Origin of the sequence: Streptomyces sp. NPDC000151 (assembly GCF_040301705.1) — a bacterium.
Classification (GTDB): Bacteria; Actinomycetota; Actinomycetes; order Streptomycetales; family Streptomycetaceae; genus Streptomyces.
In genome coordinates, this window is sequence record NZ_JBEPFC010000070.1 from 15,489 (window position 1) to 36,102 (window position 20,614).

The window sequence follows — 20,614 nt, forward strand, 5'->3', positions numbered from 1 at the left end:
AAGCGCGGAAATCGGGAGCTGAGGGCAGAACGAAGCCCCCGATCACGGGGGAACAACCGGGGGCTTCGCGACTGCGGGCGGTCCGTCAGAACCGCACATTGAGAACGTAAGTCCTGTACGGCCCCCAGGTCAAGCGGAGTTGAGGCACTCGGCGGGAGCCCGTCGGCCGTCCTCGGCGCACCGGCCCCCGTGCGTCACCGAGCGTGAAGGAATGGGGGAGTCAACGCGCGTCCACCGGTCCCTTGCGCCACTCGTACCCCATCTGTCCCTGTGTCACCAGAAGGTCCGCGTACGGCCGGGACGGATCCGCCGCGAAGTGCGCGCGCTCCGCCGGAATCCAGCCATCCCAGAAGGTGGCGAGTCCCGGCCCGTCCCTCCGCCGCCCGCGCGCCCAGGCGGTTTCGCCCGGCAGCTCCATCCACAGCAGGCACGCCAGATACGGGCGGAGCGCGCTGCGGCCCGCGCCGACGCCTTCCAGAAGCACGACCGGAGCCGGCGCCAGCGTGCACTCCCGCGTGAAGCTCCGGCGCACCCAGTCGTACACGCCGTACCGCGCGCTCCTCCCTTCGGAGAGCGGCCCGATCACCTGTTCCCGCAGCCGCCCGGTCCACGCGAAGAGCTCGTCGTGCGTCGCGAGATCGTCCAGGTGGAGTACGGGGGCGGGGCCGGCCGTCACCGTTTCTTCGGCCGCAGCCGCCACCGTCGCCGGCTCACCGCCCGTCGCCGGCTCACCGCCCGCCGCTGCCGCCGGCTCGCCGCCCGTCGCCGGCTCGCCGCCCGCCGCTGCCGCTGGCTCGCCGCCCGCCGTGGTCGTCCCACCGTCCGCCGCGGTTGTCCCAGCGCCCGCCGCAGTCGTCCCGCCGCCCACCGCCGCCGCCAGCCGCCCCGCGAACGTGCTCTTGCCCGACCCCGCGTGCCCGTCCACCGCGACCAGCCGCACCGGCCCGCACGACGGCGGCAGCCCGCGCAGACGCGCGGCGAGCGCGGCCAGGTCCTGATCCATGGCGCCTTCCATCACGCCAGCGTACGACAGTGGTCCACACCAATATTCGGCGCGCGACGCGCGTCGAACCGCTGGCCGAATGGCATCCCGTGCGGTGATAGTTGAGCCACGACTGCCGTGACGCTCATCCCGCACCCGACTGGGGGACATGAAGCCCATGACCAGATACGCGCCACGCCGTACCGTGCTGGCCGCCGCCCTCGCCGTCGCCGCCGGCGCCGCGACCCCCCTGCCCGCGCACGCCGCGAGCCGCTCCGGGACGCCCGGCCCGGACGACTCCGACGCCCATCCCGACGCCGCCTCGCTCGTGGACTACCACGGCTGGACCCGCGTGGCCGACTGGCTCGCGGGATCGGGGCACGGCACCCGCATCGAGCCCGGTGCACGCCCCGGCGTGCAGATCGCGGTCCCGATCGGCACCATCGATTACCGCGACCCGCACCTGAACAAGACCTCCACCTGGGAGTACGCGACTTGGACGTCGCCTGCCCACAAGCTCGAGGTCCCCGCCACGGAGATCATCGCGTCCTGGAACGCGCACACCCCGGCCGGCACCTGGATCGCGATCGAGCTGCGCGGCATGTACTCGGACAAGTCCCGTACGCCGTGGTACGTCATGGGCCGCTGGGCGGCGGGCGACCAGGACATCCGCCGTACGTCCGTGGACGGCCAGACCGACAACAAGAGCACGGTCTACACCGACACGCTCTCCCTCGACACCCCGGCGTCCGGCCTCCGCCTCATCTCGTACGAGCTCCGCCTCACCCTGTACCGCAAGCCCGGTACGGAGCTCACCCCCACGGTGTGGCGCGTGGGCGCCATGGGCTCCGACATCCCCGACCGCTACACGGTCCCGGCCTCCAAGCCCGGCATTGCGGCAGGCCGTGAACTGGCCGTGCCGCGCTACTCCCAGGAGATCCACAAGGGCCAGTACCCCGAGTACGACAACGGGGGAGAGGCGTGGTGCAGCCCCACCTCCTCCCAGATGATCATCGAGTCCTGGGGCCGCCGCCCCACCCCCGAGGACCTGGCCTGGGTCGACCCCTCTTACGCCGACCCCCAGGTCTGCCACGCTGCCCGCTACACCTTCGACTACCAGTACGAAGGCTGCGGCAACTGGCCCTTCAACGCCGCCTACGCCGCGACGTACGACAACCTCCAGGGCGTCGTGACCCGCCTGAACTCCCTCACCGACGTCGAAAAGCTCATCCACGTCGGCATCCCCGTCATCACCTCCCAGTCCTTCATCGCCTCGGAACTGGACGGCGCGGGCTACGGCACGTCGGGCCATCTGATGACGGTCATCGGCTTCACCCAGACAGGCGACATCATCGCCAACGACCCGGCCTCCCCCAACGACATCGCCGTCCGCCACATCTACAAGCGCCGCCAGTGGGAGAACATCTGGCTCCGCACGAAGCGCAAGGACGCAAACGGCGCCGTGAAGTCGGGCACGGGCGGCGTGTGCTACCTGTACTTCCCGGCCAAGCCGACCCCCACCCAGCACCGCGCGCTGCGCGAGCTGGGGATCTGCCCGTAGCCGGTGCGCTCGGCTTCAGCGGCGGGTAGGCCCAAAGCCGTCTGCACCACCTGGCAGGTGACTAAGGCGGCCGACTGTGACCTTGACGCACCGGTGCCCCAGCCAACGGGGCACCTCGTAGCTGGGCACTCCCTTCGTCAGGGTCACGGTCGCCCACTTGTGCCGCAGATCGCGCGGCAGCTTGATTGGGCACAGGAAGTCGTGAAACAAGGCGCACAGGTCCTCCGGGACCGGAACGTCAGTCCTCCGGCCTCCGCGGCATCCCGCTGAGCCGCGTCGAGACACCACTCCGCCGGCCGCCCTCGCGGCAGCAACTGGAAGCGACCGGAGTTGTCGATGCCATACGGAACTACCGGTGCCCGCCTCGCCTTTGCGGGGGTACGAACCTGGCATGGCCCACGCGAACTGCGAGCGGTGCCCTGGATTCACTACTCTGATGAATGGCCGTCACATTCCCCCCGTCGGCGAAACGCTGAATCCGAGCAGTGCAATGCCTACCCCGGCGACGACGGCGAACAGAAGCACTGCCCAGAAGAGAACCTTGGCCACCATCCACAGGCAGGAGCCGAGGAGGAATTTCCCCGGCCGCAGGCGCTTCCTGGCCCCGCGGGACACGCGGACCCGGCTGGACGGCGAGCCGGACGCCGTGCTCATCGGTGAGCAGCAGCCAGTCGATCGAGGCGGAGGCGGGCTGGGCGGGAGTCATCAGGTGCCCGACCCTGGTCAGCCGGTCCAGGTCCACGGTGCGGCGGCCGAACATGGTGCGGGCGGTCAGCAGTCTGTCCCGCAATTCGGGCTGCCGCGGGGCGGTGGCCAACAGGTGGACCATGGCAGCGGTTATGTGCGCGAAGAGAGCCAGGACGCACCAGAAGTCACCGACGACTCCCGCCTGCACCAGGAGCGGCGGCAGGAGGACCATCGCCACAAGGGTCAGGAAGGACGCGCCCAAGGCGCACCACCTGGCAGGCCCGTTCCCGACCTGCGGCATGGGGCACAGTTGAGCATCTCGACGCCGAATGATGCCGGCGCTATGCCCGCAGCACCCTCACGCCCGCCGAGGTCAGATCGGCCGCCAAGCGCCTGTGCTGGGGTGTGCGGAGTTCGATGGCGTCACCCGACTGCAGATGCAGGTCCAGTGAGCGCTGTGGCGCCGGAGCGGGCGGGACCGCGGTCCCAGGTGGTCGGTTCCGTGTCCGTGTCGTGGGCTACGTCCTCGGTCAGGCCGAAGGTAACTGCGTAGGGGGCGGATCCGGCGGGGAGGGCGGCTGCTGCGGTGCGGGCCGCGGCACGCAGGGCGCGGCGTTCACGCAGGCGCGGCACCAGGAAGCAGGGCGACAGCAGGAGGAGGATGCCCAGCGCCAAGACGGCGTCGGCGCCGAGGCCGGCCGCGGTGCGCGGGCGGACGATGCAGACCATGCCGAGGACGACAACGACCGGGGCGATCATGACGGTGACGACGAGAGCGGACGGCACCGTCCCGGCAGGCTTGTTGGCCTCCGGCCCGGTGAGACGCTTGCGGTAGACGCCGCGGTTCCGTCGGCGGGCTGCCGCGACGTCGGTGCGGCTGTCCGACATGAGGTACTCCGTTGGGCTGTTGGCGGTCCGGGGCCTGAGACAACGAACGTTGCGCGCGGTACCGACGGGACGTCGTCCCGCAGTCTGCGGTCGGCCGGTGCGCGGTCGGCCGGTGTGCGGCCGACCGCAAGGGAGTCAGTAGAACCGCGGACCGTCCGTCGTTGCGCTCAAGTTCTGTCGGAGCCCGCCGGCCATCTCGCACTGATACTTCGTCTTGCCCAGCGGCACGACGGCGGCCTTGGGAATGTCCGTGCAGTGCACCTTGGGCTTCTTGCCGTAGACCTCGTTGCCCCAGAAGAACTGGATCGCCCCTTCGCGGGTGACGATCCCCTTCTTCGGCTCGGCCTCGTACGAGACGAGGTTGGGAGTGATCCCCTCACCCTTGATCTTCACCGACCAGGGCACCTTGACGCCCTCATACGTCACCGTGCAGTCGAGTTTGGTGCCGGCCTTCGGTTTGGCGTCCTTCTGATCACACTCGCCGCTGGTCTTCCCCATGGCGTAGGCCAACCCGACGGTCTTCTTCCGCAGCTCGAAGACGAGGTTGTCCACGAAGGAGGCGTTGGCGCCCGGAGAGGGCTTGACCTTCGGGTCGCTGGTGTCGATCGACTCGCCCGAGGGCGAAGGCACAGCGACAGGAAGCGGAGTCTCCGACGCCTTCGGCGATGCCGCTTTGTCAGAGTCCCCCTGTGACGCCCCGCATCCGCAGGTGAGCGCGCCCGCTACCACTACCGCTGTGATCCACCGTGTTCCTCGCATGAGGCGCAATCTTAAGCCCCGTGACCGCTGCCCGCGTCGCGGGCATGAGGTGAACGGAGACGCTGCCAGGGCGCTGAACACTGCGGTTCCTGAGCCGCAGCGGCGGCGCGGAACCACGAGCTCTGCGAGTTCCCGCACCGTTTGACTGATGTCGAGCGTGGTGCCGATGCCGCTGGCCCGGCTGAGCAGTGCCAGGCGAGTCTGTGCCTCGTAGCGTTCCGTGATGTCGACGGCCGCCTCGCAGACGCCCAGGGGGTGGCCCTGGTCGTCCTGCAGACGGAAGTACGAGCACGAGTAGACCTGGTAGTGCTCCGAGGTGGCGGGGGTGGGCCCGCGCCAATGGAGGTCGAACGATGACACTCTGCCCGTTCCGCTGAGCGGCGCGCGCCAATACGGTGGCCCGATGGCGTCGATCAAGAAGTTCCAGGTCACCTTCGACTGCGCAGAGCCTGAGCACCTCGCTCGTTTCTGGTGTGAGGTGTTGGGGTATGTCGTGCCGCCGCCACCGGAGGGGTTTGCCACGTGGGACGATTTCAAGCGCTCGCAGCCACCTGAGCAGCAGGACGCATGGTTTGCCTGCATCGACCCCTCAGGCGTGGGCCCGCGACTGTACTTTCAGCGCGTTCCCGAAGGGAAGGCCGCCAAGAACCGGCTGCATCTTGACGTACGGGTCGGCACCGGACTCGTGGGTGAAGAGCGCCTCGCCGCACTTGAGGCCGAGTGCGCACGACTGGTCCCGCTCGGGGCGGTACACGTGCAAACGCTGTATGACGGCAATGACGCGTGCATCCCGATGCAGGACATCGAGGGCAACGAGTTCTGTATCGACTGAGGGGCCGCGAACGTCATATCCGGCGGGACGCCGTCCACGTTCGTGCCGGCCCCAGCAGTGCGCGCTGCGGGAGGTGACACTCCCTAGGCGTTTCGACGGGCGTCCAGCTGGGCCAGCGGCATTTCGCCCAGCAGGGCGGCGATCCGGGAGCGGGACGAGAATCCCAGTTTGCTCAGGATGTGCTCCAGATGAGCGTCCACGGTCCGCTTGGAGATCACCAGCCGGGTCGCGATCTCACGGTTCGAGAGTCCGGAGGCGACCAGTTCGGCCACTTCGCGCTCCCGGCGGGTCAGCGACTCCAGCGGACCCGCTGGATCCTCGGATGCCGCCGCCTCTCCGCCCACGGCATCGGGCTGGATCCGGGCCATCACCTCGTCGAGTGCCATGACCGTGCCTTGGCGGAACGCCGTGTCGTAGGCGGCATCGCCGAGGTCCGCCCTGGCCTTCCGTACGGCCGCGTCGTGGTGGCTCTGAAGTATGGCGATGCCGAAGAGCGGGGCTCCGATCTTCTCGTAGAGCACTTTCGTCGCCCCCAGCATCCACGCGGTCTGCTCGGGGTGCCCCTGCTCGGCACTGAGCCAAGCGAGCACTTCGAGGGAGTGGGCGAAGCCCGTCATGTCGCGGACGTCGTACTTCATCGTCAGGGCAGCGCGCATGACGTCCTCGCATGTGCCGTGGTCACCGCCGAGCAACAGGGCGACCCCCTTCACCCACAGCGCCCATGCCTGGTTCCAGCGCTCCTCCGTGCCCGCCAGCAGGCGCAGGGTCACATCACAGAGCTCGATCGAGGTCTCGGTATCGCCCAGCATGGCGTGCATCAACGCCTCCTGGTAGTGGACGATCACCACGCCGACGCGGTCCTCCTGTTCGATGAGGCGGCGCCGGGCCTCCCCGTAGTACCGCAGCGCGAGCGCGCCCTCGCCCTTGAACATGTACGTCCCGCCCAGATACTGCAGCGCGTACGTGATCAGGGATTCGTCCGCCAGCTCCTCGGCGATGGCCTTGGACTCGTTGAGGAGCGGCAGAGCGGAGTCGTGTTCACCCTGCATGATCGCGAACCAGCCGGAGAACCGCAGGGCGATGGCCCGTTCGGGAACAGGGCCGGCGACCAGACTGAGACCCTTGTCCATCCAGTACCGCCCCTCGCTGTACCGGGAGGAGCAGACCCAGTAGCACCAGAGCGAGTTGGCGAACCCGAGTCCCATACGGGCAGCCTCGACCGTGTCCTGGACCTCCCCGCCATCCGCTCCGGCCCCACCGGCTGCCTCGGTGAAGCAGAATTCCAGCGCCGCCCGCAGATCGGCGGAGCACCGCCGCAGCCGCAGGTATCCGGGTACTTGCTGCGACGTGCAGAACTCCCGTTTGAACTCCTCGGCCATGGCCAGATAGTGGTCGCGGTGGCGGGCCCGCAACGCCCGTGCCTCGCCGAGCTCGGTGAGCCACTCCTCACCGAATTCCCGGATGGTGTCGAGCAGCCGGTAGCAGGTCCCGCTCTCGTCGTCGCGCCTGAGCACGATCGACTTGTCCACGAGCCCGATCAGCGCTTCGAGGATCTCGTCGGCGGGCAGCTCGGCGTCCGCGCACACCTCCTCCACCGCGGCCAGGTCGAAGTATCCGGCGAAGACCGACAGCCGCGCCCACAGCAGCCGCTCCTCGGGGGAGCACAGCTCATGACTCCAGCCGATGGCCGTACGCAGGGTCTGATGCCGGGGCATCGCCGTCCTGTTGCCACCGGTGAGCAGCCGGAACCTGCTGTCGAGCCGGCTGACGAGCTGATCGAGGGACAGTGCACGCAGCCGTACGGTCGCCAGCTCGATAGCCAGCGGGATGCCGTCGAGTCGCCGGCACAGCGCGCCGACCGCGGCACGATTGCGGTCGTCGACCGTGAATCCGCTGCGCACCGCCGCCGCCCGCTGGGCGAACAGCCGCACCGCGTCGGTCTCTTCCGCGGTGCCGTCCTCGTCAGGGACGCCGAGCGGGGGAACCTCCAGGACGTTCTCGCCCGGCACGCTCAGCGCCTGCCGGCTGGTGGCCATGATCCGCAGATCGGGGGCCGTACGGAGCAGGGCGTCGGAGAGCATGCCGCAGGTGTCCACGACGTGCTCGCAGGTGTCCAGAACGAGAAGGATTTCCTTGCCCTTCAGATACTCGATGAGGTAATCGAGCGGAGGGCGGCCGGACTGCTCGGGCAGGCTCAGGGCACCGATGACGGTGTTCGGCAGCAGTGCCGCGTCGCGCAGCGCGGAGAGCTCCACCAGGCACACTCCGTCGGCGAACCGTGCGGCGAGCTGGGTGGCGGTACGCAGCGCGATCCGGGTCTTGCCCACGCCGCCCGGCCCGACGAGCGAGACCAGCCGGGCCCGGCCGAGCAACCGCTGCGCCGCCGCGAGCTCCTCGGCCCGCCCCACAAAGCTCGTCACCTCCGCCGGGAGGTCGACCCCCACCCGCTCATGATGCGTCGCCATCGCAGCCCCAACTCGGCCAGGGAAGAAGTGCCCCCCACGCTAGCGAGCGAGCACACGGCGAGCCTCGGGCACCGCGCAACATGACCGTCTCTGGTATCCGTACAGATCGTTTGTTGCTACACGTTGACGCCTTCAGGACCGGCCTGGACCGAAGCTGCCCGACGCACCCTTGGACCTCGCCCTTGCGGCTTGCGCAGGCCGAGGCGTTTTTGGACCTCGTTGTTCTCGGACGCGGCCCAGAGGGACGGCGGAGGGCCGGTGGATGCGGCTCAGTGTTCGTCGATTTTTGCCAGGCGGAAGGGGCCGGCCGCGCCGGGGCCGTACATCACCGGCAGGTCGTGGCCCCGCGGTACGACGACGAGGGGTTCGTCGCGGTACTCCTTCAGGAATCGTTCCAGCGGCTCCCAGATGAGGCTCTGGTAGCCGGACTCGCTCCGCTGGTGTTCGAAGGACAGGGTCAGTGCAGAGTCCATGACGGTGACGCTCACGCAGTTCACCTCAAGCCATGCACCCCCGATCCAGGCTTCAAGCCGCACGTAGGACATGGGGCACAGCCTGCCCCGTACGGCACACGCTCGCAATCAGCCACGGCCGGTTCCCGATGCATGTGCGAAGGGTGATGGTCCTCCGGTGCGTGCATCCATTGGTGCGGCTCGTGCGTCTCATGAGTGAGCGGCACTCTCATGTGACCGCATGGCAGGTATGGAGTACTCGACTTGAAAAACGGCATCAACGGCATGCGTCGCGTGTCCGCGGTCCTCGTCACCGCGGGAGCCGTCCTGACCGCCGGAGCGTTCGCCGCTCCGGCGCAGGCCGCCACGCTCACGACGCCCACGATCACCGCCAAGGGCGGTTTCGTGATGAACAACGGCACGGGGACGAGCCTTTTCACCAAGGCCGCCGACACCCGGCTCTCCACCGGGTCCACTACCAAGATCATGACCGCCCGGGTGGTGCTCGCGCAGCCGAACCTCAACCTGGATTCCAAGGTCACGATCCAGAAGGCGTACAGCGACTACATCGTCGACAACAACTGGGCCTCGTCGGCCCGGCTGATCGTCGGCGACAAGGTCACGGTCCGTCAGCTGCTGTACGGGCTGATGCTGCCGTCCGGCTGCGACGCCGCGTACGCGCTGGCCGACAAGTTCGGCACCGGCTCCACGCGGGCCGCGCGCGTGAAGTCCTTCATCGGCAAGATGAACTCGACGGCGACGAGCCTCAAGCTGAAGAACACGCACTTCGATTCGTTCGACGGCATCGGCAAGGGCGCGAACTACTCCACGCCGCGCGATCTGACCAAGATCGCCAGTAGCGCGATGAAGTACTCCACGTTCCGCACGGTCGTGAAGACGAAGACCACCAAGCAGAAGGTCACGACCAAGAGTGGTGGCTACCGCTACATGGAGTGGACCAACACGAACAACCTGCTCGGCAGCTACTCGGGCACGATCGGCGTCAAGACCGGTTCGGGCCCGGAGGCCAAGTACTGCCTGGTCTTCGCCGCCACCCGCAGCGGCAAGACGGTCATCGGCACCGTCCTCGCGTCCTCCTCGGTGGCCAACCGCACCGCGGACGCGAAGAAGCTGATGGATTACGGGTTCAAGAAGTAGCCGCGCGGTACGCGGCAGGACCGGCCGGGCCGGCGTCGGGGAGTCCCCGGCGCCGGCCCGGTGCTGTGCGGTGCTGTACGGGGCCGGCGCGTCAGGCCGCCGCCGCGCCGTCGCGTACCGGGACGTGGCCGAGGGCGCGGGAGCGCAGCCGGGCGTAGCCGGGGCGGATGACCTCGTTGATGAGGGCGGTGCGCTCGTCGAAGGGCAGGAAGGCCGCCTTGGCCGCGTTGACCGTGAACTCCTCCAGCTCCGCCGGGCCGTAGCCGAACGCGGTGGCCAGGTGCTGGAACTCCTGGGTCATCGTGGTGCCGCTGACCAGCCGGTTGTCCGTGTTGAGGCAGACGCGGAAGCCGAGCCGGCGGAGCAGGTCGATGGGGTGCCCGGGGTAGCTCGTCGCGGCGCCGGTCTGCAGGTTGGAGGTCGGGCAGACCTCCAGGGCGATGCGCATGTCGCGTACGTAGGAGGCGAGGCGGCCGAGGCGTACGGAGCCGTCGGCGGCGATCTCGATGTCGTCGGTGATGCGGACGCCGTGGCCGATGCGGTGGGCGCCGCAGCGCAGTACGGATTCGTGGATGGACTCCATGCCGACCGCCTCGCCGGCGTGGATCGTCACGCGGGCGCCTTCGCTGCGGAGGTAGTCGAAGGCCGCGGCGTGGCGGCTCGCCGGGTTGCCGATCTCGCCGCCCGCGATGTCGAAGCCGGCCACGCCGCGGTCGCGGTGGGCGACGGCCAGCTCGGCGATCTCCAGCGCGCGGTCGGCGTGCCGCATGGCGCACAGCAGCGTGCCGACGCGGACGCGGCGGCCGTCGGCCGCGGCCCGGCGCTCGCCCTCGCGGAAGCCCGCGGTGACCGCGTCGACGACCTCGTCCAGGGTGAGCCCTGCGGCGAGGTGCTGCTCGGGGGCGAAGCGCACCTCGGCGTAGACCACGCCGTCGGCGGCCAGGTCCTCGGCGCACTCGGCGGCGATGCGGAAGAGCGCGGGGGCGGTCTGCATCACGGCGCAGGTGTGCGCGAACGTCTCCAGGTAGCGCTCCAGCGAACCGGAGTCCGCGGCGTCCCGGAACCACTCGCCCAGCGCGGCGGGGTCGGTGGTGGGCAGCGCGTCGTATCCGGCCTCCGCGGCCAGTTCCACGACGGTCTGCGGGCGCAGGCCGCCGTCGAGGTGGTCGTGCAGCAGGACCTTGGGGGCCAGGCGGACCAGAGTCTCGTCGAGGGGGGCCGTGGGTACGTGGGGAAGCGCGTGGGTGTACTTGTCAGACAGCGTCATGGGGTCGGAGTATGACATGGCTTCCGGAGTGGGGGCGACCGCGTCTCATGGGCGGCGGTTCATGGGCGGCGGTCGGCAGCCGTGTGCGCGGCCCGGGGCGCCGCGCCCCGGGCCGGCCTCAGCGGGCCTGCCACACCGGGAGGGCCGGTGCGCCCGGCGGCAGCATGTGCTTGGCCGCGAGCAGCGGGGTGCGGTCCAGGCGTACGACCTGGATCACCAGGACGGCGGGGGAGTCGGCGGGGCGGCCGAGCTGCTCGCCGCGCTGGCGGCCGAGCGTGGTGGCCACGATCGTGCTGCTGCCCGTCAGCGGCAGCGCGCGCCCGGCCTCCAGCAGCAGCCGCAGCATGGACGAGTGCTTCGCGGCGGGCCCGTCGAACGCCTCCGCCGCCTCCGGCAGCAGCTCGGCGAGCGTCTCGTCCCGGGCCGCCCACTCCTGGGTCAGGCAGGCCGGCAGGCCGCCGACCTCGATCAGGCTCTCCCAGAAGCGCACCCGGCTGGTGCCCGGCAGCAGCAGGTGCTGGGTGGAGAAGTCGGTCGGCTCCTCGTAGGCGCGGGCCAGGGCCGTGGTCACCGCCTGCCCGCCCTCGCTGAGCAGCTGTTCCACCGGCTTGAGGTACTCGAAGCCGCGCGGCGGGAGGTGCGGGCTGACCGTGCGGCCCACCCCGCGCCGTACGGTGATCGCGCCGTCCTCCTGCAGCAGGATCAGCGCCTCGCGCAGGGCGGGGCGGCTCACCCCCAGCTCGGCGGCGAGCCGCGGCTCGGTCGGCAGCGTGGAGCCCGGGGGGTAGGTGCCGTCCCGGATGGCCTCGACCATCCGCTCGTACAGCGCGACGACCGGCCGTCGTCGCGGCGGCGCGGGTTGTCTGGCGGCCATGTTCGTCTCCCTGGGGCCGTGGTCCGACGTCGTCGCCCCTCACGGGGCGGCGGTCCGCGCGCTCGCGTGGCCGCGCGGCCTCCAGTTTCGCACCGCGGGACGGCGCTGTACGCAGCGGAAAGGAATCGTCCGCGATCTCTTGACACCCCCGGAAAGCGCGGGATAGACCAGAGCGCACGACGCGTTCCTGTCTGACAAGTGACGCAGAACGACCGTCGACGACGCCGGTTCATCGCGTGACGGGCGCCCCCCGCAGCGTGCCGCGATCCGGCCGCGCCGGTGTCCGGGGCCCGCACGAACGCCCTCCCACTCAGTCCCAGGAGCCGTCATGTCCCTCAGGTACCGCGAGCGCACGCGTCCAGCGCCGCCCGCCACCCCGCGGCTGCTGCTGCCCGCGCTCGTGCTGGCCGTACTCGGCTACCAGATCAACGCCACCATGCTCAGCCCCGCGCTGCCCGACATCGCCCGCCGCCTGGACACCACCAGCAGCCTGGTCGGCCTGTCGCAGACGCTGTTCTTCCTGCTCGCCGCCGTCGGACAGGTCACCCTGGCGCGGCTCAGCGACTACCGCGGGCGCAAGCCGGTGATGCTGCTGTGCGGCGTGCTGCTGATCCTCGGCAACCTCGCCTGCGCCCTGGCGCCCGACATCGGCGTCTACCTCGGCGGGCGGATCCTCCAGGGCGTCTCGGCCGCGATGTTCTCGCTCTCCTTCCTGACCCTCAACGACCTGCTCCCGCCCGCCGCCTTCGGCCGCGCCGCCGGCATCATCAGCGCCGTCAACGGCGGTTTCGCGGGTGTGGACGCCATCGTCGGCGGCCGGCTCGCCGACACGGTCGGCTTCCGCGCCATCTTCCTCGGCGGCCTGCTGCTGTCGGTGGTGGGCACTCTGGGGGTGGCCCGGTACGTGCCGGCCGTGCCGCCGAAGGCCGCCGGCGCCATGGACTGGCTGGGCGCCGGACTCCTCGCGCTGGGCCTGTCCGGGGTCCTCATCGGCCTGGCGCAGGGCGCGGGCTGGGGCTGGACCTCGGCGGCCACGCTCGGCTGCGTACTGGGCGGGCTGGCCGCGCTGGCGGCGTTCGTCCTCGTACAGCGGTCCCGGTCGGCCTCCGGTACCGGCGCGGACCCCCACCCGGGCGCCGTCCGCCCCCGCACCACCGCCGTCATCGACATCCGGCTGCTCGCCTCGCGCCGGGCCTGGCCGCTGCTGCTGACCGTGACCCTCTCCCTCGCGGGCGCCTTCGGCGCGCTCGCCCTAACGATCCCGCTCTTCACGCAGGACGCGCACGCCGGTTACGGGCTGTCCGCCACCCGGTCCGCACTGCTGTACGCGACGCCTGCCTCGGCGATCGGTGTGATCGGCGCCCCGCTCGCCGGGTACTTCGGGCCGCGCGTCGGCTGGCGCCGTACCGCCCTGATCGGCTCGGCCGGCTCGCTGCTCGCCTTCGCCGTCGCCGTGCCGTTCAGGAACGACCCCTGGGTGCTCTTCGGCGCGCTCACCGTGCTGGGCCTGACGTACAACGGTATCAGCGTGACGGCGCTCAACGGGCTCGCCGTCGTCTCCGCGCCCAAGGACCAGCAGGGCGCCCTCACCGGCCTGACCGGCGCCTGCTTCGGCATCGGCGCCTCCCTCGGCACCGCCCTCGCCTCCGGGCTGATCACCGCGGCCGGCGCCGGCGGGGCGACCGGCTCCGAGCTGTACACGGGTGCGTTCGTGGCCGCGCTCGTCGCGCTGGTCCTCGCCATGGCGTCCGCCCTCGCCATCAAGCGCGTACCGGCGGAGGAGGGGAAGGACGGCAGCGGGCCGGGGCGTACGGACCTCCCGCACACCGCCCACGTCTGACCTCCCGCACACCGCCCACGTGCAAGCGGCCCGCGGGCGGTACGGCTTGGGGCGGGGCGGCCCCGCCGGACGGTTTCTGCGAACGTGGCCGCATGACCCTCAACGCAGTCATCGGTGTCGACATCGGCACCTCCAGCAGCAAGGGCGTGCTGGTCGGCCCGGACGGCACGCTGCTGCGTTCGGCCGTCCGCGAGCACGCCGTCGACCGCCCGGCGCCCGGACACGTCGAGATGGACGCCGCCGTGTGGTGGCAGGAGTTCGCCTCGCTCGCCCGCGAACTCACCGCGGACGGCGACGTGGAGGTGCGCGCCGTCGGCGTCAGCGGCATGGGGCCGTGCGTCCTGCTCACCGACGCCGACGACGTACCACTGCGCCCCGCGATCCTCTACGGCGTCGACACCCGCGCCACCGACCAGATCGCCCGGCTGGAACACCGGCTCGGCGACGGGGAGATCCGGGCCCGCTGCGGCTCGGGCCTCAGCAGCCAGGCCGCCGGCGCGAAGATCGCCTGGGTCGCGGACGAGGAGCCGGAGCTCTTCGCCCGCGCCCGCCGCCTCTACATGCCCAGCTCCTGGCTGGTCCGCAAGCTCACCGGCGCGTACGTCCTGGACCACCACTCCGCGAGCCAGACCACGCCGCTCTACGACACCGTCGCCCGCTCCTGGTACGCCCCGTGGGCCGAACTGATCTGTCCGGACCTCGAACTGCCGCCGCTGCGCTGGTCCGGCGAGGCCGCCGGCACGGTCACCGCCGAGGCCGCCCGGCTGACCGGACTGCCCGCAGGCGTCCCCGTCATCACCGGCACGGTCGACGCCTGGGCCGAGGCCCTGAGCGTCGGCGCGCACACCGTCGGCGACCTGATGCTCATGTACGGCACGACGATGTTCCTCGTCCACACCGTGCCCGGCCTGCTGACCGCGCCCGCGCTGTGGAGCACGGTGGGCGCCCTGCCCGGCACCCGCAACCTCGCCGGCGGCATGGCCACCTCCGGCGCCGTCACCGCCTGGCTGCGCGACCTCTGCGGCGCGCCCGAGTACGCCGACCTGCTGCACGAGGCCGAGAAGTCCGGGCCCGGCGCGGGCGGCCTGCTGATGCTGCCGTACTTCGCGGGCGAGCGCACCCCGGTCATGGACCCGCAGGCCCGCGGCGTCATCGCCGGCCTCACCCTCTCCCACACCCGCGGCGACCTCTACCGCGCCGCGCTGGAGGCCACCGCGTACGGCGTCCGGCACAACATCGAGGCCATCGAGGCCGTCGGCGGCGACATCCGGCGGGTCGTCGCGGTGGGCGGCGGCACCCAGGGTGGGCTGTGGACGCAGATCGTCTCCGATGTCACAGGCCGGGCGCAGGAGGTGCGGGCCACCTCCATCGGCGCCAGCTACGGCGGCGCGCTGCTCGCCGCCCAGCTCATCGGCGACGCCCGCATCGATGCCTGGAACCCGGTACGGGAAACCGTCGTGCCGCAGCCCGGGGCCGCCGCCCGGTACGAGGAGCTGTACGGCCTGTACCGCGACCTCTACCCGGCCACGGCGGACGTCGTGCACGCGCTCGCCGCCCACCAGAACCCGGCGCACCGCAGCGGGTGAGGGCACCCGGGGCCGCGGCCCGCGGCGGTCAGCGGACGCACCGGAAGCTGCCCGCCCGGCCGGGGTCGCCGCCCGTGTACCGCGGCCAGGCCGGGTAGGCACACAGCGGACGCGTACGCCCGCGCCCCGCCGGGCCGTTGTCGGTGACCACCGGGTGCGCGGGCGCGGCGCCCCGCTCCACCCAGGCGTCGAGGGCGCCGAGCGAGTCCCAGCCCGCGGTGAACGCCGCGTCCACGTTGGCGTGGTTCGCGCCCGGCACGAGGTAGAAGCGCGCGAACGCGTCGGCCGCGCGCTTCCCCATGACGTCCCGCACCCGCTCCGCGTACTCCACCGTCGAACGGTGGCTGACCAGCTCGTCCGCCGTGCCGTGCAGGAGCAGCAGCCGTCCCCCGGCGGCGGCGAACGGCCGCAGATCCGGGTCGTTGACGTCCTGCAGCGCCGACAGCTCGCTGATGCGGTCCCGCCAGGGGCCCGGCCGTCGTGGATCGACCGCCAGCGCGCCGTGCTCCGGGTCCCGCGTCACGAAGTGCTTCACCCACTGGTCCCAGAACCGCACGCCGTACCCGCTGCTCTCCGGCATCGGGTCGGCCGGCGCCGCCGTCCCCATGCCCAGCCGCGGGGTCGTCATGTCGGCCCCGGAGAGGAAGGGGAAACCCGGGTAGCTGGTCTCGCCGCTCGCCAGGCGGTACGGCCACGTGAAGCGCGAGGACAGTGCGCGCACGGCACGGATCTGCCGGTCGGAGAGGCAGGTGTCACCGTGGTCGGCACCGCCGCGGCAGCGCAGCGCGCGCGGATCGAACCGGCAGCCCGCCTCGTCCGCGATCACGCCGTCGCGCAGCCCGTCGTCCCCGTCGCAGGCCGCCAGCACCCGGTCGTACAGCAGGCGTTGCTCCCCTTGGTCCAGGAACGCGCCCGGGCGCGCGAGCACCTGTGCCTCGTACCCGAAGAACAGGTCCAGGCTCGCCGCGTTCCAGGCCGGGTAGGCGGAGAGCACGCCGTCGAAGTCGCGCGGCCAGCGCTGCGCGACGGCCAGCGCCTCCCGGCCGCCGGTCGACCCGCCCGCGAAGTAGCTGCGCGCGGGCGGCCCTTGGCCGTACCGCTCGCCGATGACGTACAGCGCCGCGTCGCGCGTCTTCTTCAGCGCGTCGCCCGCGAAGTTGCGCAGCGCCTCGTCGTTGCGGGCGAACGAGCCGTCGAGCGAGGGGTCGGGCGCCGACGAGCGGTGGCCCGAGTCGCTCGCGAAGGTCGCGTACCCGCGCGCCAGCGGCGTCGCCGCCGCGCCGGCCGGCCCGAACGGCACATTGCCCGCGACGTCGGGCACGGCACCGTCGTAGCCCCCGCCGCCGAACATCACCGCCTTGCGGTTCCAGCCGTCCGGCAGGCCGATCCGCACGGTGATGTCCGGCGCCGCAGGATCCACCGGGTGCACGGCGACCTCCACCCGGCAGTACGGGCCGACCGGCCCGCCGCCGGTCACCTGCCGGGCCCCGGTCACCTCGCCGCCGCCGGTCGGCAGCCCGATCGCGGCGGCGGGCACCGCCGTGCCCTGAAGCGCGGCGCAGTCCACCGGAGGCGCCGCACCGTGCGCCGCCGGCGCCGGGACGACCGCACCGAGCAGCAGAAGCGCCCCTGCCGCTGTCGCCGTCCGGAAAGCCGTCCGGGAAAGAAAGCGTTTCATCCGCACCTCCAGGGAACCCGCCGCCGACCACCGCGCCGCATCCTGCGCGCGGCCGCCCCGCACGGCAATGTGATCGGGCACCACGGCCATGTGCCCGATCCTGTGCCCAGCGACGGTTCCGCACGCGTTCCGGACCCGGGAAGAGGAGGATGATTCCGTGCGCCTGTGCCACACCCGGCCCACCGACCGGGGATACACCCGGCTCCGCCACGGTCGCGGCTTCCGCTACCTCGACGCGTCCGGGCAGCCGCTGCGCGACCCGGCGGAGCTGCGGCGGATCAAGGACCTGGTCATCCCGCCCGCCTGGCGGGACGTGTGGATCTGCGCCCGGCCCCACGGCCACCTGCAGGCCGTCGGCACGGACGCGGCGGGCCGCCGCCAGTACCTGTACCACCCGCAGTTCCGGGCCGAGCAGGAGGCGAGCAAGCACGAGCACGTCCTGGAGGTCGCGGCGGCACTGCCGCAGGTGCGCGAAACCGTCGAGGCGGACCTGAGCGGCCGCGGACTGACCCGCGACCGCGTGCTGGCCACCGCCGTGCGCCTGCTCGACGTCGGCTTCTTCCGCGTCGGCAGCGAGCGCTACGCCGACCTCCACCACACCTACGGACTGACCACCCTGCTGCGGGAGCACGCCCGCTGTCGCCGCGGCGAGATCGTCTTCAGCTACCCCGCCAAGCACGGCAAGGAACAGGTGCAGGCCGTCGTGGACCCCGCGACGTACCGCTGCGTGCGGGCCCTGCTGGCCCGGCGGGGCGGCGGCGACCGGCTGCTCGCGTACTGGCGGCGCCCCGCCTGGTACGACGTCAGCAGCGACGACGTCAACGGCTACTTGAAGGCGGCGGCCGGTCTGGAGATCACCGCGAAGGACTTCCGTACCTGGCACGCCACGGTCATGGCCGCCGTCGCGCTGGCCGTGTCGCAGGGCGCCGCGCACGGCGAGACCGCCCGCCGCCGCGCCATCGCCCGCGCCGTCCGCGAGGTCGCCGACTACCTCGGCAACACCCCCGCCGTCTGCCGCGCCTCCTACATCAACCCCCGGATCGTCGAACTGTACGAGGAGGGGATCACGGTGGCACCGGCCCTGCCGCACCTGGGGGAGGAGGGCACGCCCGGCGTCCCGGCGACCCAGGGCGCCGTCGAACAGGCCGTGCTGCGTCTGCTCCGTACGGAAGACACCGGAGATCCGGAAGACACCGGGCACCCGGAAAACACCGGGCATGAGGACGCGCGTGCCGGGTAGCCGGGGGGTGATCGCCGGTCTGCGGACCGGCACGTGAGTCTGCGGATGAGGGAAGGAGCCCACCATGCTGATGGCCCACTCCGCGATGCTGCGCAATCTCATCGACCAGTACGAGGCGCTGGCGGTGCTGAGCGCGGAACGCGGCAGCGACGAGGTGCGCCAGCGGATGGACGACCTCGCGTATCTGCTGTGCATCAGCACCGGCACGGCCGACGTGGACAGTGCGCTGATCGCCGCCCGGCACCGGCTGCCCGGCGCCCGTATGGAGGACGACTCCCTGCTCACCGCGTGACCCGGCGGCGCGGCGCGCTGACGGTGTGCCGGTGCCCCGCCGGTGCGGTACGGCCGTGGTAGATGTTGCGTGCCCCGCGCCGTGGACAGGAGAGGCGTATGACCGAGCAGAATCCGGACCCGGACCCGCGGCGTACCCCGGGTCTGGAGCCCGGCGGCGGCGTGCCGCCGGGCGAGACGCCGCCCGCCGAGGGCAGCACGCCCTGGGCCGGTCCGCAGGAGACGTACAACCCCCCGAAGGGCTGGGCCAAGGGACCGCTGATCGCCATCGGCATCGTCGTCCTGCTGTGCGTCGTCTTCTTCCTCGCCTTCGCGTTCCTGGTGTGACGTTCCCGGTGTGACCGGGCGCGCGACCGCTCAGGGGTAGGAGACCACCGTCGACGGCACCGTGGAGGTGCCCGACGTGCCGGCGCCCGTGTCATTGATGACGTGCTCGAACTGGCCGTGGCCGCTGAGCGAGACGACGAGCAGGTCGTGGAATTTCACCCCGGGCGTGCGCGGCGCCGCGAAGGCGTGGTCCTGCCGGATGGTGGGGTCCACGTTGTAGTAGCAGTAGCTGCCCAGGCCCCAGCCCTCGTGCGTGGTGACCGAGTCGGCGACCTTGTACGCGGCGTAGCCCTTGGTGCTGCCGTCCTGCACCGCCGCCTGATTGGGCGCGTCGTACGCCTTCTCGTTCTGGAAGAAGACGGTGCGGCCGCGCTCGCCGCGCCACTCCACGTCGTACTTGTTGAAATGTTCGACGAAGAGGCCGGTGGCGAGGACGTCGGCGCCGTTGACGCGGACGCCGTAGTCCGCGCGGTTGGTCTCCCAGCCGACGCCGTCGCCGTGGTCGGCGCGCCAGACCCAGGTGTGGTCCACGATCGTGTGGTTGCTGTTGATCACCATGCTGACGGTGGCCTTGCCGGCGCCCGCGCCGCCGATCCGGAGGAACACGTCCTGAACGGTCGTCGGGTTGGCGGCGTGGTCCGCCGAGGCGCCCTCGGGGCCGACCTCCAGCAGGGTGGGGGAGTTGACCGTACCGGCGTCGATGAGGAAGCCGGCCAGCCGCACGCCGTCCACGTCGGCGACCTTCACGGCCGTCACGCCGCCGTCCGGGACGAGCGTCGCGTAGCCCAGGCCCAGGACCACCGTGTTCGCGCGCTTGACCTCGATCGCCCGGTCGAGGTGGTAGACGCCGGGTGTGAGCAGCAGGTGGAGGCCCTGGTCCAGCGCCTGGTTCATGGTCGCCGCGCCGGTCCCGGGCTTGACGACGTAGAACTGGCTCAGCGGCAGGGACGTGCCGCGCGGTGTGCCGCTGCCCCAGGTGGTGCCGCGGGCGTTCGTGCGCTTCTCGGGGAGGAAGACCCGGTACGCGTCGCCGTCCAGGTAGAGGAAGGGCTTCTCGCGGGAGACCGGGGTGGTGTCCAGGGTGGTGTACGGGGGGTCGGGGAAGCCCGTTGCCGGCGCGCCCTCGACGCCGGAGAAGACCATGTTCCAGACCGCGTTGGTCCAGCCGCCCACCGAGCTGTCGCGGGTGTACCACTGCTGCTGCGAGTACGGTCCCACGGTGCCGTCGACCCGGCTGTCGGCGATGTAGCCGCCGCTGGCCCAGCCGTAGCCGTCGGGCGCGAGGTTCAGCCCGCCGCGTATGTGCATCCGGCGGAAGGGCGCGGCCTGCGCGACCGCCCACCGGTTGGTGCCGTTGACCGGGGTGAGGGCGAGGTTCTCCGCCGAGCGCCAGAAGTTCTGCGTCGCGTTGCCGTCGAACCAGCCCGCGTCCACGGTCACGTCGCCGTTGATGGACGTGTCGTCGGGGGAGAGGCCGAGGCCGGCGATGGAGGTGTAGAAGCCGAGCTGCGCGTTGAGGCCGTGGTAGGTGCCCGGCTTGAAGAGCAGCGCGTACCGGCCGGTGCCGAACTGCGCGCGCTCCTGCTGCCGGAAGATCTCGTCCAGCTTGCTCTGGATGCCGGCCGTGGACGGGTCGAAGACGAGGACGTTCGGGCCGAGGTCGCCGCCGCCGGGGAGCGGGTCGGCGGCCGGTGCCGCGGGCGCGGCCGGGGCGGCGGAGGCGGAGG

17 protein-coding genes are annotated in these 20,614 nt (G+C 71.6%); 8 read left to right on the forward strand and 9 right to left on the reverse strand.

Annotated features, from left to right (window positions below; translation table 11 throughout):
* Nucleotides 1–220: 220 nt before the first annotated feature.
* Nucleotides 221–1,015, reverse strand: a complete 795-nt coding sequence (locus ABT381_RS20300; RefSeq protein WP_351595952.1) for a uridine kinase family protein — start codon at nt 1,013–1,015, stop codon at nt 221–223.
* Between the two features lie 145 nt (nt 1,016–1,160).
* Here ABT381_RS20300 and ABT381_RS20305 point away from each other — a divergent pair, with 145 nt between their 5' ends.
* Nucleotides 1,161–2,543, forward strand: coding sequence for a C39 family peptidase (locus ABT381_RS20305; RefSeq protein WP_351595955.1), 1,383 nt, complete (start codon nt 1,161–1,163; stop codon nt 2,541–2,543).
* A gap of 1,110 nt (nt 2,544–3,653) precedes the next feature.
* Here the strand turns inward: ABT381_RS20305 and ABT381_RS20310 are convergent.
* Nucleotides 3,654–4,118, reverse strand: a complete 465-nt coding sequence (locus tag ABT381_RS20310; RefSeq protein ID WP_351595958.1) for a hypothetical protein — start codon at nt 4,116–4,118, stop codon at nt 3,654–3,656.
* Nucleotides 4,119–4,253: 135 nt separating this feature from the next.
* On the reverse strand, nt 4,254–4,748 hold the full coding sequence (locus ABT381_RS20315) for a hypothetical protein (protein ID WP_351595961.1): 495 nt from the start codon (nt 4,746–4,748) through the stop codon (nt 4,254–4,256).
* A 532-nt stretch (nt 4,749–5,280) separates the two neighbouring features.
* On the opposite strand from ABT381_RS20315, the gene ABT381_RS20320 reads away from it, so the two are divergent.
* Nucleotides 5,281–5,709 carry a VOC family protein gene (locus ABT381_RS20320; RefSeq protein ID WP_351595963.1) on the forward strand — a complete coding sequence of 143 codons (429 nt, stop codon included), beginning with the start codon at nt 5,281–5,283 and terminating at the stop codon, nt 5,707–5,709.
* Nucleotides 5,710–5,792: 83 nt separating this feature from the next.
* Here the strand turns inward: ABT381_RS20320 and ABT381_RS20325 are convergent, their stop codons facing one another.
* Both ABT381_RS20325 and ABT381_RS20330 read right to left on the reverse strand, forming a co-directional pair.
* Complete coding sequence (locus tag ABT381_RS20325; RefSeq protein ID WP_351595966.1) at nt 5,793–8,153, reverse strand: ATP-binding protein; 2,361 nt, start codon at nt 8,151–8,153, stop codon at nt 5,793–5,795.
* Between the two features lie 290 nt (nt 8,154–8,443).
* Nucleotides 8,444–8,647: a hypothetical protein gene (locus tag ABT381_RS20330; RefSeq protein ID WP_351595968.1), complete on the reverse strand. Its 204-nt coding sequence runs from the start codon at nt 8,645–8,647 to the stop codon at nt 8,444–8,446.
* A gap of 243 nt (nt 8,648–8,890) precedes the next feature.
* Here ABT381_RS20330 and ABT381_RS20335 point away from each other — a divergent pair, with 243 nt between their 5' ends.
* Complete coding sequence (locus ABT381_RS20335) at nt 8,891–9,784, forward strand: D-alanyl-D-alanine carboxypeptidase family protein (RefSeq protein ID WP_351595971.1); 894 nt, start codon at nt 8,891–8,893, stop codon at nt 9,782–9,784.
* Between the two features lie 91 nt (nt 9,785–9,875).
* Here the strand turns inward: ABT381_RS20335 and ABT381_RS20340 are convergent, their stop codons facing one another.
* Nucleotides 9,876–11,051, reverse strand: coding sequence for an adenosine deaminase (locus ABT381_RS20340; RefSeq protein WP_351595974.1), 1,176 nt, complete (start codon nt 11,049–11,051; stop codon nt 9,876–9,878).
* A 118-nt stretch (nt 11,052–11,169) separates the two neighbouring features.
* Nucleotides 11,170–11,925: a GntR family transcriptional regulator gene (locus ABT381_RS20345; protein WP_351595977.1), complete on the reverse strand. Its 756-nt coding sequence runs from the start codon at nt 11,923–11,925 to the stop codon at nt 11,170–11,172.
* A 328-nt stretch (nt 11,926–12,253) separates the two neighbouring features.
* Between ABT381_RS20345 and ABT381_RS20350 the strand changes: the two genes are divergently transcribed.
* Both ABT381_RS20350 and ABT381_RS20355 read left to right on the forward strand, forming a co-directional pair.
* Nucleotides 12,254–13,765 (forward strand): MFS transporter, encoded by a 1,512-nt coding sequence (locus ABT381_RS20350; RefSeq protein WP_351595980.1) that lies wholly within the window; start codon nt 12,254–12,256, stop codon nt 13,763–13,765.
* Between the two features lie 92 nt (nt 13,766–13,857).
* A complete protein-coding gene (locus ABT381_RS20355; protein WP_351595983.1) occupies nt 13,858–15,351 on the forward strand; it encodes an FGGY-family carbohydrate kinase in 1,494 nt (497 codons plus the stop codon).
* 28 nt (nt 15,352–15,379) lie between these two features.
* Here the strand turns inward: ABT381_RS20355 and ABT381_RS20360 are convergent, their stop codons facing one another.
* Nucleotides 15,380–17,029, reverse strand: coding sequence for a tannase/feruloyl esterase family alpha/beta hydrolase (locus ABT381_RS20360; protein ID WP_351595986.1), 1,650 nt, complete (start codon nt 17,027–17,029; stop codon nt 15,380–15,382).
* 157 nt (nt 17,030–17,186) lie between these two features.
* On the opposite strand from ABT381_RS20360, the gene ABT381_RS20365 reads away from it, so the two are divergent.
* The 3 genes from ABT381_RS20365 to ABT381_RS20375 all read left to right on the forward strand — a co-directional run bounded on the left by ABT381_RS20365 (nt 17,187) and on the right by ABT381_RS20375 (nt 18,887).
* Nucleotides 17,187–18,269: a DNA topoisomerase IB gene (locus ABT381_RS20365; RefSeq protein ID WP_351595989.1), complete on the forward strand. Its 1,083-nt coding sequence runs from the start codon at nt 17,187–17,189 to the stop codon at nt 18,267–18,269.
* A 64-nt stretch (nt 18,270–18,333) separates the two neighbouring features.
* On the forward strand, nt 18,334–18,561 hold the full coding sequence (locus ABT381_RS20370; RefSeq protein ID WP_351595992.1) for a DUF5133 domain-containing protein: 228 nt from the start codon (nt 18,334–18,336) through the stop codon (nt 18,559–18,561).
* A gap of 98 nt (nt 18,562–18,659) precedes the next feature.
* Nucleotides 18,660–18,887, forward strand: coding sequence for a DUF6480 family protein (locus ABT381_RS20375; RefSeq protein ID WP_351595995.1), 228 nt, complete (start codon nt 18,660–18,662; stop codon nt 18,885–18,887).
* A 30-nt stretch (nt 18,888–18,917) separates the two neighbouring features.
* Here ABT381_RS20375 and ABT381_RS20380 read toward each other — a convergent pair.
* Nucleotides 18,918–20,614, reverse strand: a 1,697-nt coding sequence (locus ABT381_RS20380) for a pectate lyase-like domain-containing protein (RefSeq protein ID WP_351595998.1), incomplete at its 5' end; no start/stop codon positions are given.